This is a genomic window from Roseimicrobium gellanilyticum, assembly GCF_003315205.1.
Lineage (GTDB): Bacteria > Verrucomicrobiota > Verrucomicrobiia > Verrucomicrobiales > Verrucomicrobiaceae > Roseimicrobium > Roseimicrobium gellanilyticum.
The window spans coordinates 1-17,498 of sequence record NZ_QNRR01000017.1 but is presented as its reverse complement, the minus strand read 5'-3'; the positions used below and the strand labels follow the sequence as shown (position 1 = coordinate 17,498).

The window sequence follows — 17,498 nt, the reverse complement described above, 5'->3', positions numbered from 1 at the left end:
GGGGGAGAAGTTGTCGATTATCGAACGCTATTGCCGATTGTCGAATTCCGCTTTCGCGTCGTGAAAAAACGTTCAGAAGGAGGGCCGTCATCCCCCCAAACATTCCTCCCTAATGAATGCATTCCAACGCGCATTGCGCGTCTCTCGTTGTGCTTGCCGTGCTCTCTTCTCCGCGTTCTGCACTTCTCTGGCCTTGCTATCCGTCACAGGCCCGTTGTCGGCCCAAGTGTGGACTGCGGGCACGGGCAATTGGTTCACGGGCAGCAACTGGAATACCTCGGTTGTGCCGGGCGCCTCGTCGAACGTCTACATCAACAATGGAGGCACGGCGCAGATTGCCAGTTCTGGAGCGCTGTCCAACAATGTCTATCTCGGCTATATTGCCGCCAACATAGGGACGGTCGAAGTCCTCGGTGCCGGTAGATGGGAGAGCATCTTCCTTGGCATAGGCGAGAACGGGAAGGGGACACTGAAAATTTCCGGCGCAGGCGAGGTCATCTCCGAATATGCTTTTGTCGGCAGCGAGGGCACTGGCAACGGCACGGTCGAGATCAGCGGAGGCAAGTGGACGAGTACCTCGCTCGACGTGGGTGCTGGCGGAACGGGCAAGTTGCTCCTCTCGGGAACGGGAGAGGTCATCAGCGCCGACTCCCGCATCGGTTCTGGCTTCGGTTCCAAGGGTACCGTGGAGGTTAGTGGAGGCAAGTGGACCATCAGCGACACTCTCACTTTGGGATATTCCGGCACGGGGACGCTGGACATTTCCGGCAAGGGGGTGGTGGAGGCCCAGAATGGCATTGTGATGGCCCACATGACTGACGGCTCGGGCACTATTGTTCTCCGCGGAGATGCGACCAGTCGCGGGGTGTTGCTGACCAAGTCTATCTCCACGGGATTTAATCCCAGTGGTGCGAAGATGACATTCAATGGTGGTATCCTTCGAGCCTCAGCCAATAATACCAGTTTCATCAACGGCTTCGATACTGGGAATGTGCAGATTGCCAACGGCGGCGCCTACATTGATACGAATGGTTTCAATGTCACCATCCGCTCAGTGCTCCAGGATGCCCCCGGACAACTCGGATTCCTGGTGAAACAGGGCACCGGCACACTCACCCTTACCGCAGTGAGTACTTTCCTGGGTGGCACTACCGTGGAGCAGGGAACTCTCACCTTGGGCAATGGCACCAACCCGGCTGCACTGGTGGTTGAGTCGTATTGGTCCGGACGGCCCGTCGTCACCTTGAGCGCGAACACGGCCTTCAACGTGGCGATCAATGCAACTGTCACTGGCGGGATCGGCAGTAACAGTGGAGGCAGTGGCAACGAAGGCGCTTACGGCGTCGTGTCCGGGGGCGCCGCGTCTCTGTACAACAGCGGCATCATCATGGGTGGCCAAGGGGGGCCTGGTCTGTTTTATGGAGGTGCTGGTGGCAGGGGCGTCAGCTTCACCGGAGGCGGTACGGTAGCGAATGCGGGGACAATCTCCGGCGGCACAGGCGGTTTGGAAGACGGTGGTGTACAAGATGGTCCCGGGGGCATCGGCGTCATGCTCAGCGGTGGAGGAACCCTGACCAACACTGGCACCATCAGTGGCGGTCTTGGTGGCGTGGGGTTGAATCAGCAGTTCCCTTTTGTCTACCATGCTTCTGCCGTGATTTTAGGGAACAACGCCTCACTGGTGAACAGTGGAACAGTCAGCGGAGGCCTCAGCGGTGGAAATGGCAGCGCTGACGGATTCGCAATCTACTCTGACACCGGAGCCGTCTCCGTGGAGAACGAGGATGGCGGCATCATCAACGGCAACATCCAGCTGGCCAGCGAAGCCAACACGGTCACCCTGCACACTGGCAGCACTCTCAATGGCAACCTGAATATGGGTACCAGCCTTGGAGCCAGCCTGGTACTCACCGGCACCAGCACGGACACTCAGGACTACTCTGCTGCTGTGACAGGTACTACATCGCTCTCAGGAGCACTCACGGTCGTCGGCGGAACCTGGACGCTCGATGAAGTCCTCAGCCACACCGGCGGGACCACCGTGAGTGGCGGTGCCTTGCTGGTGGAGGTCACTCTCGGCGCAGGTGACTTCGCGGTGAAAACCGGTGGCACTCTCGGCGGCTCAGGGACCGTTGGCGGAAGCGTCACGGTCACGGATGGCATCCTCGCCCCCGGCTCCAGTCCGGGCAAGCTCACCATCGGTGGTGGTCTTAGCTTGAGCAGCGCTTCTATCCTGCATTTCGAACTGGGTTCTCCATCAGGCACTGCCGGTGTGGACAGCGACCTCCTCGTGGTCGGCGGTGCGCTTGTGCTTGATGGAAAGCTGAATATCACTGACGCGGGGGGGCTTGAGGCAGGGACCTACACCCTGATTTCTTATTCCGGCGCTTTGAGCGGCTCAGGCCTCACCCTCGGCACGCTGCGTCCTGCGGGATACAACTTCACCGTGGACACCACCACGACCACCAATGCCGTGCTGCTGAACGTGGACTTTGATGGACTGCAGTTCTGGGATGGCGGGAATACTTCGAAGAACGATGCCGTGGATGGTGGCGCGGGTACCTGGAACACCAGCCAGACGAACTGGACCAGTGCATCCGGGAACTGGAATACAAACTGGCAGAACCTCACCGCCGTGTTCAAAGGCACGGCCGGCGTGGTGGACCTGACCGAGAATGTCACCGTTCTGGGGCTGCAGTTCGCCACGGATGGTTATGAGATCAGTTCTTCCAACAGCAGCACGATCACACTCGCCAATGTGAATTCGGAGGTTCTTGTAGACACCGATGTCGAGGTCATCATCAGTGCCACATTCACGGGTGTAGGTGGCTTGGAGAAAAATGGCCAGGGTACACTGGTGCTCACCGGGGCGAACACGCACACCGGTGACACGACTCTCAATGCCGGCGTCCTCTTCGCCAACAACTCCACGGGAAGCGCCACTGGCACCGGGAATCTCCAGGTCAAGGCCGGCACTCTGGCAGGCACGGGATTCATCTCCGGAAACGTGACCTTCAACAGCGCAGCCACCCTGGCGCCGGGCTACCATGGAATTGGCACACTCACCATCGGAAGCCTGGTGATGCGGCCTGACACCGTGCTGGAGTTCGACCTCGGAATGCCCGACGTGGTCGGCAGCGGCATCAATGATCTCTTGGAGGTCACAGGAAACCTTACGCTCGATGGCCTGCTCAACATCACCGATGCCGGCGGCTTTGACCACGGTACCTACCGGCTCATCAACTACGGCGGCACACTCACGAACAACGGTCTCGTCGTCAACACCCTGCCTGCTGGGGTCAATCCCGGTGCCCTTTTCGTAGACCTTTCCACTGCGGGCCAGGTCAACCTCCTCTTCCAACTCACCGACGTCCAGTACTGGGATGGTTCCAATCTTCAGGGCAACGGTCGCATTGATGGCGGTGGTGGCGTCTGGATGGCAGGAGCCACCAACTGGACCAATGCGCAAGGACTCATCAACGGACCTTGGGCTGGGGAAAGCACCGTTTTCACCGCGCAACCCGGCACGGTCATGCTGGGCAGTGACATTCCCTTTGAAAAGCTGGTCTTTGAAGTCAGCGGGTATCGCATCGAGTCGCCTTCCGGTTACAAGCTCTACTCCTTGGGAGATGCGACCCTCCAGGTGAACACAGGCCGCGCCACCATCGCTGCCCCTATGGTCATCGACGGGTCGTTCTTCAAAACTGGCGGAGGCCTTCTTGATCTGCGCTCCAGCGCCAGCGCTGCTGCTACCTTCATCCAGTCCGGCAGCCTCGCGGTGAATGGCACCCTGCAGTCACCTCATGTGGGTGTATCGCATGGCGGCATCCTTCAGGGCACCGGTCTCATCATCGGCAATGTCTTCAACAGCGGCACTGTCGCTCCGGGCAACTCCATCGGCACGCTCACCATCCACGGCAACTACACGCAGCGCTCCAGCGGCACACTCGAGATCGAAGTGGCCAATACATCCCATCATGATGTATTAGCCGTCAGCGGCACAGCGAAGCTCGCCGGCACTCTCGAAGTGCGCTCGCTCGGCTATCATCCCAAATACGGCGACCAGATTCCCTTCCTCGTGGCGCGGCGCATCACCGGCAAGTTCAGTGACATCGACATGCCAAACCCGGATCGCTTCCGTGGACGCTTTCTCAATGAGGGCGGCGTCGGCGTGCTCCTTGTGGCTCCCACGAGCTACACCCTGGTGGCCAGGACCGGCAATGAGCACAACCTCGCGGTTGCTCTTGATGAGTGGATCGGTATTGAGACGGGCGATATCGGTGGAGTCACCCTCGCACTCGACCTTCTCAAGGAAGAGCAGTACGCGCAGGCTTTTGCCGCCATTGGACCTGCCTACATTGAGGGGGCTCTGAGCACTGCCACAGAGCTCTCCCAGAGCCATACCCAGATGCTGCACCAGCAGCTCAGCGCCCGCAGGCTGGCCAATCGCATCGCCAACGTTCCTGCCACACCTGTGCCGGTCGTGTCAGGCAAGGGCGCCAAGGCCGTGGCTCCACAGATCGCTCCCGCGCCGGATGATGCGCGCTGGAGTGCGTGGGTCCAGGGCAGCGGCCTTTTCTCCAGCGGCGGCCTGAGTCTGGTCCCTGGGGAGGATTTCGAGTCAGGCACCATCCTGGTCGGCGCGGACTACCTGGTCACGGAGCACCTCGCGGTTGGTCTCTTCGCCAGTTATCAGGAGGGTTGGGGCGACTACGATTTCGCAGGTGACATCGATGTGGAAAGCGTCCGCTTCGGCGCTTACGCCACGGTGGACTACGACGGATTCTACGCCAATGCCGCCATTGGTGGTGGTCAGACGGGCTTCGACATGGAGCGTCCCATCCAGTGGGCCACCCTGAACCGTGTGGCCAGCAGTGAGCCGGATGGGGATGAGTTCTTCACCAGTCTCGGTGCTGGCTATGACCACAAGGTGGGCAACTGGACCTTTGGCCCGCAACTTACCCTACAGTACAACAAGGTGTCGCTGGATGAGTTCAACGAAACCGGCGCGGGAGTGCTGAACCTGCACATCCATGAGGCGGAGATGGAGAGCCTGCGGAGCTATCTTGGTGGACGTATTGCTTACACGCTGCAGGTGAATGAGCGTTTTGCCATCATCCCTGAAGTGCGTGCATTCTGGCAGCACGAGTTCCTGGATGGCGATGAGATTTCCTCGGCGCTGGACAGCGGGTTTGGCCCCGACTTCACCCATGAGACTTCCGGTCCTGATGAAGACAGCATCTACATCGGCGCTGGGATTGGGTTTCAGATTGGGGCGCGATTCTACGGCAACATCTACTACAACGTGGACCTCGGTCGCCACGACGAGGAGAACCACACCGTGAGCATCAGCGCGACGCTGAAGTTCTGAAGCGACGACGCGAGTTGCGTCGTCTTCACAAGAAAGAACAAACAGAGGCCGGGGAATGTCCCCGGCCTCTGTTTGTGCCCGCACCTACGCCCCACTGAGTTCCAATGAGAGGTCCACGGAACGCACCGAGTGAGTCAGTGCGCCGGAGGAAATGTAGTCCACTCCGGTTGCGGCGATTTCCGCGATACGCTCCAAGGTCACGCCGCCGCTGGCTTCCAGCTCCACCTTGCCCTTCACCATTTCCACGGCTTCGCGCATGGTTGCGGTGCTCATGTTGTCCAGCAGGATGACGTCCAGTCCGCGCAGTTCGAGGAAACGTTTCACCTGATCCAGGGTGTCCGCCTCCAGTTCCACCCGCATGTTGGGATGGTCTTTTTTTACGGCGTCAATGGCCGCTTGCAGGTCTGCCTGGGCATCATCGGCCAGGAGGTGGTTGTCCTTCACCATGGCCATATCGTAGAGGCCCATGCGGTGATTGGTGCCACCGCCGCAGGCAACGGCGTGCTTCTCCAGCCAGCGCCAGCCGGGGGTTGTTTTCCGGGTGTCCAGGATCTTGGTGGCATGCGGCTTCACCGTCTCCACGTAGCGCCGGGTTTGGGTGGCGACCCCGCAGAGCCGCTGGAGGAAATTCAGGGCTGTGCGCTCTGCCGTGAGGATGCTCCGGGTGGGGCCGGCAATCTGGAGCAGCGTGTCGCCCTTGCCGAAGGGTTCGGAGTCGTCTTTTGCGACCCTTACGGAAAGGAGTCCATCCACCTGGCGGAAGACCTCTGCGGCGACCTCGATGCCAGCGGTCACGCCATCCTCCTTGGCAAAGATGCGGGCGCTGGAAGTCGCATCCTCTGGCACGAAGTACCTGGAGGTCACGTCCCCGGGGCCCACGTCCTCCATGAGGGCGAGCTGAATCAGGGTGACAACGGAGAGCGGGAGTTGCGTGTCTGACATGGTGGGGTGAAAATGCGCACGTTTGGCGGTTTCACCGCGATTTCATCATGAATTCGCGCGGCATTCTCATGATTTCCATTCTGTCACACCAAATGAGGCTCTGACAAGATCCCTCCGCATCTGCCGCACCCATCCATGTCCGATCTGCCTCTCCCATCTGCTCCACGCCCCCGTCGCCGCGGGTTGCGCATCCTGACCACGCTGCTGCTGATCCTGTTTTTCATGGGTCTGGCAGGGCTGGCCGTGGGGATCATCATTTATGGAAATCTGGCGAAGCAGTATGATCTGACCAAGCTGGGAGAGATGAAGGAGCGGTCCGTGGTGCTGGACACGAAGGGGCGCGAAATTGGGAAGCTCCATGGCGAGAACCGCGTGGTGGTGCCGATTTCCCAGGTCTCGAAGCATTTCATCGATGCCCTCCTGGCCCGTGAAGACGCCCGCTTCTATGACCATGGTGGAGTGGACTATGTGGGGGTGGCACGTGCCGCAGTACGGAATTTCAAGGACAAGAAGACGGTGCAGGGCGCGAGCACCATCACCATGCAGCTCGCGCGCAACAGCTTCGATGGGCTCAATGAAAAGACCCTGCATCGCAAGCTGGTGGAAGTGATGCTGGCGCGCCGCATCGAGGCGGAAAAGACGAAGGACGACATCCTCGAGCTGTATGTGAACCGCATTTTCTTCGGTAGCGGGCTCTACGGCATCGAACGCGCCTCGAAGGCCTACTTTGGGAAGAGCGCCTCCCAGCTCACGGCAGGGGAGGGTGCTATGCTCGCGGGCATCATCCGCAGTCCGAACCGTTTCTCGCCCTTCCGCAATTGGAAGGGAGCGCTCGTCGAGCGCGACGACGTGCTGGGACGCATGGTGGTGAAAAAGATGCTCACACAGGAGGAGGCTGATGCTGCGAAGAAGGAGGAGATTGCCGTGGTGGCACAGCCGCTCATCAGCAATCAGGACAACTATGCGATGGAGGCGGTGCGCCGTGATCTGGAGCTCATCCTGGAGGAGTCAGAAATCGAAGACGGCGGTCTGATTGTCCACACGACGTTGGATCTGGATCTGCAAAAGGCGGCGGAACAGTCCCTGGAAAAGCGTCTCACGGAAGTAGAGAAGCAGAAGGGTTACAAGCATCCTACAAAAGCGCAGTTTGATGCCGCCTGGGATGGTGTAAGCGAGCCGAGCAATACACCCTATCTGCAGGGTGGAGTACTCATGTTGAACAACCGCACGGGCGGCATTCTCGCGGTCGTGGGTGGTCGCAGCTACCCGCAGAGCCGGTTCAATCGCGCGTTGCAGGGGAATCGTCCCATCGGCTCCACTATCAAACCCTTCATCTATGCCACGGCCTTCATGCACGGCCTGTTGCCCGGGTCGCTGGTGGAGGATGCACCGATGCGCGAGGGAGAACTCAAGGATGGTGATGGCTACTGGAGCCCGGGAAATGCGGATGGGAAATTCCTCGGATTCCAACCCGCGTCCGTGGGGCTCGTCCGCAGCCGCAATGCCATGACCGTGCGCGTGGGGAATTTTGCAGGGCTCGACAGTGTGCTGATGACCCTGCGTGATACGGGCTTGGGCGAGCCGGAGGTTCGCACCCCACAGATCTACATCGGCAACATGGGTACCAGCCTGAAGTCGCTCACGAGTGCCACGAGCGTCTTCCCCAACAACGGCATCCGCCGCCGTCCCTTCCTCATCTCCAGCATCACGGATGCCGCGGGAGAAATCGTCTACTCCACTCCCGTGTTGGAGAGCGAAGGCATGCCTCCGGGCGCGGCTCTCGTGACGGAGCGGCTCATGGAAAAGGTGATGAATGAAGGCACCGGCGCTCCAGCGCGGAAAGAGTACGGCTTCAAGGAAAAGGCCGGGGGCAAGACTGGCACCACGAATGACTACAAGGACGCGTGGTTCGTCGGCTTCACGAGTGAAGTCACCTGCGGCGTATGGGTGGGACTGGATCAGCCGGACACCATCGCCCCTGGTGGCTACGGCGGAAAACTCGCGCTGCCCATCTGGGCGGACAGCATGAACGTTGCCGTGGCCAGTGGCTACAAGCAGGAGGTGCAGAAGGCCGAGCCTGTGCTGGCGAGAGTGAACCTCTGCCGTCTCACCGGACTGCTCGCCACAGATGGCTGTGCTGCTGCCGGACACGCCTATGCCGATGATCTGCCCGCCGAGATGGTTCCTCCCGGCTACTGCGACGCCCACGGCGGGCGCGTAGTCGTCGAGCGCCGTCAGGGGGACAGCAAGCCGGGCTTTTTCAAGAGGGTGTTTAATGGATTATTCCGCTAGGCACACGAGTCGCTGCCTGGGCGTGAAATCGTTCTGAACGTGGCGGCCCGCCAGCCGTCAGAATGCTTGGCATTTCATTTCCTCTCCCATGCACATTCTTGACCAACTTGGCGTGGCGCTCGGGCTGGCGACGCTGGCCGGGGTGAACTTGTACCTCACAGTATTCCTCACGGGCCTGGCGGTGCGCTTTGACTGGCTGCACCTCGCGCAGCAGCATCAGGCGCTGGAAGTCCTGGGCCATCCTGTGGTGCTCATCGTTGCCGGCCTGCTTTTTGCCATGGAGTTCCTGGCAGATAAGATTCCATGGGTCGACTCGATGTGGGACAGTGTACACACCTTCATCCGGCCGGTGGGTGGGGTGCTGCTGAGCCTGCAGGCCGTGGGGGACATGCCGGTGTATGTGCAGGTGGCAGCTGCCCTGGTGGCCGGAGGTGCAGCGCTTACCACCCACACCGCGAAGGCTGGCACACGGCTGGCGGTGAACCATTCTCCCGAACCGGTGAGCAATATCACCCTCAGTGTGGCTGAAGATGCGGGTGTCGCCGGCGGTGTAGCTCTCACGCTGATGCATCCTGCGGTGGCGCTTGCGGTATTCACGGTGATTCTGGTCGCGTTGTGGCTGCTGCTGCCAAGGCTGTGGCGCTCCTCCAAGACCACGATGTGGCTCATGTGGCAGAAAGTGAAGCTGCCGGCGAGAGCCCTCACCGGTGAAGATGCGGTGGAACTCAGGCAGGTGATGAACAATCCCCTGCGGGATCTGCTGCGCATTCATGGCAGCGTCGAGGAAGGCAAGGTCCAGGTCGCCGTGCGCTGCCTGACGGCGCGCTGCAAAGGGGTGAAAGGACTCATGACCAATCTCGATGGCGTGCTGGTGCTCAGCTCGAACCCCGATGCAGCCTGGTTCGCCGCGACGAAGGGGCTGAGGGATCGCCTTTTCCCACTGCCACTCACGGATGCCTCAGTGCGTGTCGAATCCCGGTTCCTCAGTGAGAATCTCGTGATTGAAGGTTCTGCCATGCGCGGCGTGTTTCGTTTTCATCGCGGGCAGCGCGAACTCGTGGAGGCGGTGCTGGCGCGGCTGAATGAAATGCTCACACGTCACAAGGTGGAGCCGGTGGCTTCGGAGGCCGTGATTGATGTTGTAGCTGCGACGAAGGAACCAGTGGAGATGGAAGAACAGAAAGATGTCGAGAAAGAAGATGCTCGCCCCAAGGAAGAGCAGGAACGGCGTGGAGGTGTGATTGAGATTCCAGCGACGTGAGTTGTCGGGATCGCGACATGCGACGCATTTTTCTCTCTTCACGTGGCGTTTCGAACTTGAGAGTTCGATCGACTTTTGCTTCTCCTATTCACTATGCTTCCACGCTGGCTCCTCACCCTTCTCGGCTTTGTCTCTACTGCCGCGGCCACATTAAAAGCCTCTGAGAAGCTTGAGTTTCAGGGAGCCCTCTATCATGTGCATCGTATCGAGAGGGCTCAGCTCGGCAGCTTGGAACTCCGATGGCTCGGAAAAGACGGAAAACCATTGCGGGATTTCGAGGGGCTGCGCAAAGAACTTGCCGAGGAGGGCAAACGCATCGCCTTTGCCACCAACGGCGGCATTTATGAAAACGGTCCAAAACCCTGTGGCCTGACTGTCTGCGCGGGGAAGGAACTCGTGCCGCTCAATCTCAACCCCGGAGAGGGTAATTTTTTCCTCAAACCCAACGGCGTTTTTTATGTGGATGATGTGAAGGGTGCAGGCGTCCTGGAAGCGGCGGAATACAGTCGCAGCGGATTGAAGCCGCGCCTTGCCACGCAAAGCGGTCCCATGCTGATGCGCAAGGGTGTGTTGCACCCAGCCTTCAACGTGAACTCACCAAACAAGCGCCTGCGCAATGCGGTGGGTGTGCATGCATCCACCGGTCAGGTCATTTTCGTCATGAGTGACCGCGACGATCGCATCAAGGGACGCGTCACGTTTCATCAACTCTGCCAGTTCTTCCTGCACCTTGGATGTCAGGACGCATTGTTTCTCGATGGAGACATTTCTGACATGCTGGTGGACCCTGACAAAGATGCCAAATTGACTCCGAACACGTTTGCGGCGATGTTCGTAGTGCCCAGGTGACAATCGCAAGATATGGCGTTGCCGGGGTTGCTTTGTGCCTATATCTTGCGAGGTGACGATAACGTCACCACCTGCATATGTTCAGGTGCGCATCGGGAAAGTATGATGGGAGGGCCAGACTGATGAAGTTCCTGCTCGTATCTGACACCTTCCCGCCTGACATCAACGGCGTGGCGCGCACCTTGCAAACCTTGTCGCGCGGCCTCGCCAAACGCGGGCATGAAGTCCATGTCATCACGACAAGCGAAGGCGCGAGGGATGAAAACAAGAAGTTTGGAGTGCAGGTGCAGGCGGTGGGAGCCATGCCGCTGCCAGGGTATGACGGTGTGCGAGTGGGCTTTGCGTCGAGAAACTACTTCACCCGCCACATCGAGTCCCTGCAGCCGGATGCCATGTATGTGGCCGTGGAAACCATCATGGGGTGCAATGCCATCCGCGCGGCCAAGCTGCACAACGTTCGTGTGGTTTCCGGGTTCCATACGAACTTCCACACCTATTCGCAGGACTACAGCGTCCCGATTCTGAAGAGTGCTGCGACGGGCTACTTGAAGTGGGTGCACAATTGCACGGCGCGCACGCTGACTCCCAGCGAAAGCACCGCCACCCAGCTCCGTGAGTTGGGAATCGAGAATGTGGGCGTGCTGGGACGGGGCGTGGATACGGATCTCTTTAATCCGGATCGCCGGGATGAAGCCCTGCGCCGCTCGTGGGGCGCGGACGGCAGCACACCGGTGGCGATCTTTGTGGGACGCATCGCTGCGGAGAAGAATCTGCCGCTTGTGGTGAGGGCCTTCCAGTGCGTCCGGGACCAGCATTCCGGCGCAAGGTGCGTCTTCGTAGGAGATGGACCGAAGGCAGCCAGTCTGAAGGAGGAGCATCCCGAGTTCATCTTTGCCGGCGCACGCACAGGTGAAGATCTCGCCAGTCACTACGCCAGCGCGGATGTATTTGTTTTTCCAAGCCTGACAGAGACGTTTGGCAATGTGCTCACCGAGGCGCTGGCCAGCGGTCTGAGCACCGTGAGTTTTGATTATGCCGCTGCGAATCAGCATGTGCGGCATGGAGAGAATGGCCACGTGGCCACTTTCGGTGATGAGCCCGCATTCCTTGCCGCTACGGACGCCGCGCTGGCGCACTGGCAGGATGTGGAGCTGCGCAACGCCGCAGCCCGCACAGCGGAGAAGCTTTCATGGAACGCCATTGTCGAGCAGTTCGAACAGGAACTGGCAGGCACGGCTTTTGCATTCGCTTCCTAGTCCCCGGCATCCCTCTCCCAACCTCCGACTCCCCACACCGCCATGTCCCGCAAACGCAAACTCCGGTTCAAGACCATCTTCATCTCCGATGTGCATCTCGGTGTCCCCGAGTGCAAGGCGGCCCAGGCCAGCCACTTCCTGCGCAATTCCATCTGCGAAAAGCTCGTGATGAACGGAGATATCATCGACGCGTGGGCACTGCAGCGTGGCGGCAAGTGGACGAAGCCGCACACCCACTTCGTGCGCACGGTGCTGCGCAAGATGGAAAAGGAGAACATCGAGGTGATCTACACCCGCGGAAATCACGATGACGTGCTGGAGCGCTTCCTGCCCATTGTGTTCGACAACCTGCAAATTGTGCAGGAGCACATCCACGAGTCCCCACATGGCAACTACCTCGTGGTGCATGGCGATGGCTTTGATCACGTCACCACGAATCACAAGTGGATGGCCCAGCTCGGCTCAGTGGGTTACAACAGCCTGCTCAAGCTGAACCGTGCCTACAACGCGTGGCGTCACTGGCGCGGCAAGGAACCCTTCTCCTTTGCCAAATGGGTGAAGGCCAAGGTAAAAGGCGCGGTGAGCTTCGTTGGCAAGTTTGAAGAGCAGCTTCAGGAGCTGGCGAAAAGCAAGGGCTGCAAGGGAATCATCTGCGGCCACATCCACACTCCTGCGGACAAGAAGGTGGGCGATGTGCACTACATCAACTCCGGCGATTGGGTGGAATCCATGACCGCGATTGTGGAGCACCTGGACCGCACCTTTGAAGTGATCACCTACGAGGAGTGGTGCCGCCGTTCCAACCGAGAGCCCAAGGGCATCATGCTCAACGCTCCCTCGGCCGAGCCCGACGAGACGGATGACGAGCTTCAGCCGGCGCCTGTGCCTGCCAGCGCCGAAGCAGCAACGGTATAGCGGAGTTTGGAAGTCCCGAGAGCGTTGGTTTCCGGTCGGTTTGAAAGTAGAAGGCTTCTCCAGAAGCCTTTCAGGGTGATACTCGCGTCAGGTATGAAAGGCTGCTGGAGAAGCCTTCTACACTTCTACGCCGCCTCCCGCTTGGTGACCGTGAGCCGGCCAAAGCGCTCGCGCTTGAACGTGAACTTTTCCTTCGTGGCCTGACCCTTCTCCGCGCTGCCGTATTCCACGCTCAGCATCAACAGCCACGGTTGGGACACCAGCTTCAGCACGCGGAAAATCGGCTCCTTCCGGGTCCGCAAAAAACAATACAGCGGCAGGTGCGCGTGATCCGCATTCCAGAGCCAGTGGGCCAGCGGGAAGTCCGGCACTTCTGACAAGGCAGTGAACGCCTCCCTCACCACATGCTCGCCATGGGCGCGTGCCAGGCGTGCTGCGGCCTGTCGATTCCGCAGCGTTTCAATCCAGGCTGCCACGGGATTCTGGTGCACTTCCTCCATTTCCTCGATCAGGGAAAGGGCATGTTCGCGCATGGAGGCACGGAATTCCTCCTTCGTGATTTCACCACGATCGAGAGCGCGATAGAGCTGGCGGGGAGTGGGGGTGGAGGTTGAGGTCACGGGCTTCACACTGTACTACGCCTGCGCCTCCGGGTGCAAGACCTTGGAAATGTGTTCCTGCCCCGGCAAAAAGACCTTGTGACGGACCGTTTCCACCCACCCTATTTTCCCATGAGACGTACTTTGCTCACCTCTTTCACCAGCGCCTTGCTTCTGCTTGGTGGCGCGATGGATCTTCACGCGGCACCCGTGCCACTCTTCGACGGCCAAACGCTGGAAGGGTGGGAAGGTGACACCAAGGTCTGGCGAGTGGAGGACGGCGTCATTGTGGGAGGCTCCATGGAGGGCAATCCGCAGAATGAATTTCTTGCGACGAAAAAAACCTACAAGAACTTCCGCCTAAGGTTTGAGTACAAGCTGGTCGGTACGGAGGGCTTTGTGAATGGCGGGGTGCAGTTCCGCAGTAAACGCATTCCCAGTCCGCCGAATGAAATGAGCGGTTACCAGGCCGACATCGGCGCGGGATACACCGGCTTCCTCTACGACGAATCCCGCCGCAAGAAGATGCTGGCCTCCGGAGACAAGGACAAGATTGCGGAGTTCGAGAAGCCAGGTGAGTGGAACAAATACGAAATCCGCGCCGAAGGTCCTCGCATCATCCTGATCGTCAATGGCCGCCAGACCATCGACTACTCCGAGCCGGATGGCAGCATCGAGAAGGAAGGTCTCATCGCCCTGCAGATTCACGGCAAGTGCAAGGCAGTCATCTCCTACCGGAATATCACGATTGAAGAACTCGCAGGCGATGTGGTGCCTGAGCAGTCCGTGATCATGCAGCGCTTCGGCGATCCCGCGATGGCGGGCACCGCGCCGGAAGCTTTCAAGGATGGGAAGTTCGAACTCAAGGACGACGAGGTGCTGGTGCTCACGGGCCAGACGAACTTTGTACGCGAGCAGAAGACCGGGAACCTGGAGGGCTGGCTGACGTCTGCGTTCGCCGAAAAGAAGCCCCGGTTTCGCTCCATGGCTTGGGAGGGGGATACGGTCTATGAGCAGTGGCGCGACCTGAATTTCGGTTCTTGGACCTCGCAGATGGAGTCCGCCGGCGCCACCACGGTGATGGCGCAGTTCGGCCAGGTGGAGGCATTTGACGGTGCGGTGAAGGTACCTGCCTTCACCGCGGCTTACCATAAGCTGCTGGATGAGTTCGCGGCGCGCACGCACCGGCTCGTGCTGGTGTCTCCGATGCCTTTTGAGAAACCGCTCGCCTCCCACGCGCCGGATCTCACGAAGCTCAATGCAGACGTGAAGGCCTATGCCGATGCGGTGAAGGCCATCGCGAAGCAGCGCGGCGCGGTGTATGTGGATCTCTTCACTCCACTCAGCGAGCGTCCTGCCACGGAGCCGCGGCTCACGGACAACGGTCTTCACCTCAATCCAGAAGGCCTCCGCGTGGTGGCCTCTTTGATCGCCAAGGAACTCGGTGCTGGCGCCAAACCCGCCACGGACAACGAGGAATTGCGCACGGCCATCATTGAAAAGAACCGCCTCTTCTTCGATTGCTGGCGCCCGGCGAATTGGTCCTTTGTGTACGGCGATCGCGTGGCCCAGTTGTTCGGCAAATCCGGCGGAGATGTGCCCTCACTGCGAGAGAGCTTCGAGCATCACAAGCCGCTCATCGCTGCATTGGATGCGCGGATTCACTCGCTTGCACGTGGCGAGGCACCGACAGAAGTCATCCCGAAGAGCCCCGGCTATACAGCCATGCCGGATAGTCCCGAGTTCACGCCCGAGGCGGAAAAGGCCACCTTCACGATGATGGAGGGTTATGAGACCTCACTCTTTGCTTCGGAGAAAGATGACCTCGTGAAGCCCACGCAGATGTCCTGGGATGAGAAAGGCCGCCTCTATGTGGCCTGCTCACCGACCTATCCTCACATTCTTGCGGGTTCGAAGCCGGGAGACTTCATCCTGATCTGTGAAGACACGAACCACGACGGCAAGGTCGACAAGACTACGCGCTTCGCAGAAGGCCTCACCATGGTGCAGGGCGTGGAACCCGGTGCTGGTGGTGTATACGTATGCGACTTCGATGAGCTCGTGCATCTCAAGGACACGGATGGCGATGGCAAGGCTGATCAGCGTACGGTGATCTACTCCGGCTTCGGGGTGGGGGACACCCACCAGCTCGTGAACTCCATCACACGCGGACCCGATGGCAGCTTGTGGTTCACGCAGGGCCTGCATGCCTTCTCTAGGGTGGAAACACCTTGGGGGCTTTCCCGTCTGGACAAGGCTGGCGTGTGGAGGCTGAACCCGCGCACCATGCGCATGGATGGCTTCTTCAATGGCGGCAAGGCGGGCCACAACTGCTGGGGTGTGGCCTTCGATGACTACAATCAAATCTTCCACAAGTCCGGCGACCGTCCGGATGGTTATTACACCACGCCGGGCACCATCCGCGTGCAGGACCCGGATCAGTACCACGGCATTGGATCGCTCTTCAAAACGAACCCCAAGACGACAGCGCTCGACATCATTGGCACGAAGGCACTGCCGGATGACGTGCAGGGGCATGCGGTGATCGGAGGCTACTTCGGCAATGTGATTGAGTTTCACAAGTTTATCGATGACGGCGCAGGTTTCGTCACTGAACAGCTTCCCAAGCTCCTGAAGTCCACCTCCACCGCTTTCCGCCCAGTGGACGTGAGCGTGGGTCCGGATGGCGCCATCTATGTGGCGGACTGGTACAATCCCATCATCGGCCACTATCAGGCCAGCTATGCGGATCCCCGCCGCGACCGTACGCGCGGGCGCATTTGGCGCATCACCTACAAGGGGCGTGAGCCGGTGAAGCAACCGAATCTCGCCGCGATGAAAGCGCCGGAACTACTGGCACAACTGCGCTCACCGGAACGCTGGACGCGCTACCAGGCGAAGCGTCTGCTCTTTGACATGTTCACCGAGGAAGTCGTGAAAGCAACGGATGCCTTCGTAGAAACGTTGAACGCTGCTGACAAGGGTTACGAGCACCTGCTGCTGGAAGTCATCGGTGTGTATGAGGCCCATGAATCCGTGCACCCCAAGCTGCTGGACAAGCTTCTCGAGGCAAAAGATGCCCGTGTGCGTGCCTATGGCGCCCGTGTGGCGGGCGCGTGGGCGGATCGCCTTCCGGATCCGCTGGGCCTGCTGACCAAGTGCATTCGTGATGAGAATCCCCGTGTGCGTCTGGAGGCCATCGTTGCGCTCAGTTATGTGGAGAAGCCCGAGGCGGTGGAGGTCGCAGCCCTTGCGCTGGATTCTCCGAGGGACCGTTTCATCGACTACTCGCTCGCGCAATGTGTGCGTGCACTGAAGCCCCAGTGGGCCAAGCCACTTGCAGAGAAGAAGCTCGACTTCGGTGGCAACGCCACGCATGTAGCCTTCGTCCACAAGATCGCCGATGCCGCCCCTGTGCAGGAGCATCCCGGCAAGCTCATCTACGATGCCCTCTGCCTGAACTGCCACCAGCCTGATGGCAATGGCCTGCAAGGTATCTACCCTCCCCTGCGCAACAGCGAGTGGGTGACTGGTGACAAGGATGCGCTCATCAAGATGATCATGCACGGCCTTATGGGACCCATCACTGTGGCAGGCCAGGAGTACGGCCGTGCCACGCCCATCCCCATGCCGCCAAGTGGCTTGAATGATCAGCAGATTGCTGAGGTGCTAACTTACATCCGCAAGGAGCATGGCAAAGGTGCTTCCGCTGTGTCTACGGCTGAAGTGGAAGCGGTACGTGGCAAGCACAAGGACCGCACTGCGTTGTGGACCTTGGAGGAACTGAAGAAATAGGAGCGGAGCCCAGTAGTTCAAGGAGGTTAGGGCTTCTGCCCTGACAGCGGACGTTGGGCCTTCTGGCCTGACGCCTCGCATGACTTCGCTATTTCCCGTTGGCAGTAGATGTCGAGGCCACGAATTTGGAGCAACGGTGTTTCACGCAAGGCGGAAGTCAGGATTTTTCAAGAGGGCGTTGAGCACCGTGAGGAGTTGTCGCATGACTGCGGTGAGGG

General features: G+C 59.7%; 9 protein-coding genes. 7 read left to right on the top strand and 2 right to left on the bottom strand.

The features are described from left to right. The first annotated feature begins 193 nt into the window (after positions 1–193). A complete protein-coding gene (locus DES53_RS29335) occupies positions 194–5,371 on the top strand; it encodes an autotransporter domain-containing protein (protein ID WP_170157520.1) in 5,178 nt (1,725 codons plus the stop codon). An 84-nt stretch (positions 5,372–5,455) separates the two neighbouring features. Here the strand turns inward: DES53_RS29335 and nadC are convergent, their stop codons facing one another. Further along, positions 5,456–6,313: a carboxylating nicotinate-nucleotide diphosphorylase gene (gene nadC / locus DES53_RS29330; RefSeq protein WP_113961917.1), complete on the bottom strand. Its 858-nt coding sequence runs from the start codon at positions 6,311–6,313 to the stop codon at positions 5,456–5,458. A 135-nt stretch (positions 6,314–6,448) separates the two neighbouring features. Here nadC and DES53_RS29325 point away from each other — a divergent pair, with 135 nt between their 5' ends. From DES53_RS29325 to DES53_RS29305, 5 genes are all read left to right on the top strand, one after another. Further along, positions 6,449–8,605 (top strand): transglycosylase domain-containing protein, encoded by a 2,157-nt coding sequence (locus DES53_RS29325; RefSeq protein WP_113961916.1) that lies wholly within the window; start codon positions 6,449–6,451, stop codon positions 8,603–8,605. 88 nt (positions 8,606–8,693) lie between these two features. Then, the gene (locus DES53_RS29320; protein WP_113961915.1) at positions 8,694–9,866 is read left to right on the top strand and encodes a DUF4126 domain-containing protein; all 1,173 of its coding nucleotides are present in this window, start codon (positions 8,694–8,696) and stop codon (positions 9,864–9,866) included. A 93-nt stretch (positions 9,867–9,959) separates the two neighbouring features. Beyond that, positions 9,960–10,715 (top strand): phosphodiester glycosidase family protein, encoded by a 756-nt coding sequence (locus tag DES53_RS29315; RefSeq protein ID WP_113961914.1) that lies wholly within the window; start codon positions 9,960–9,962, stop codon positions 10,713–10,715. A gap of 122 nt (positions 10,716–10,837) precedes the next feature. Next, on the top strand, positions 10,838–11,971 hold the full coding sequence (locus DES53_RS29310) for a glycosyltransferase family 4 protein (RefSeq protein WP_170157519.1): 1,134 nt from the start codon (positions 10,838–10,840) through the stop codon (positions 11,969–11,971). Positions 11,972–12,013: 42 nt separating this feature from the next. Next, positions 12,014–12,886, top strand: a complete 873-nt coding sequence (locus DES53_RS29305; protein WP_113961912.1) for a UDP-2,3-diacylglucosamine diphosphatase — start codon at positions 12,014–12,016, stop codon at positions 12,884–12,886. Between the two features lie 125 nt (positions 12,887–13,011). Here the strand turns inward: DES53_RS29305 and DES53_RS29300 are convergent, their stop codons facing one another. After that, positions 13,012–13,506 carry a hypothetical protein gene (locus DES53_RS29300; RefSeq protein WP_147263703.1) on the bottom strand — a complete coding sequence of 165 codons (495 nt, stop codon included), beginning with the start codon at positions 13,504–13,506 and terminating at the stop codon, positions 13,012–13,014. 111 nt (positions 13,507–13,617) lie between these two features. Here DES53_RS29300 and DES53_RS29295 point away from each other — a divergent pair, with 111 nt between their 5' ends. Next, a complete protein-coding gene (locus DES53_RS29295) occupies positions 13,618–17,280 on the top strand; it encodes a PVC-type heme-binding CxxCH protein (RefSeq protein WP_170157518.1) in 3,663 nt (1,220 codons plus the stop codon). Positions 17,281–17,498 lie beyond the last annotated feature (218 nt).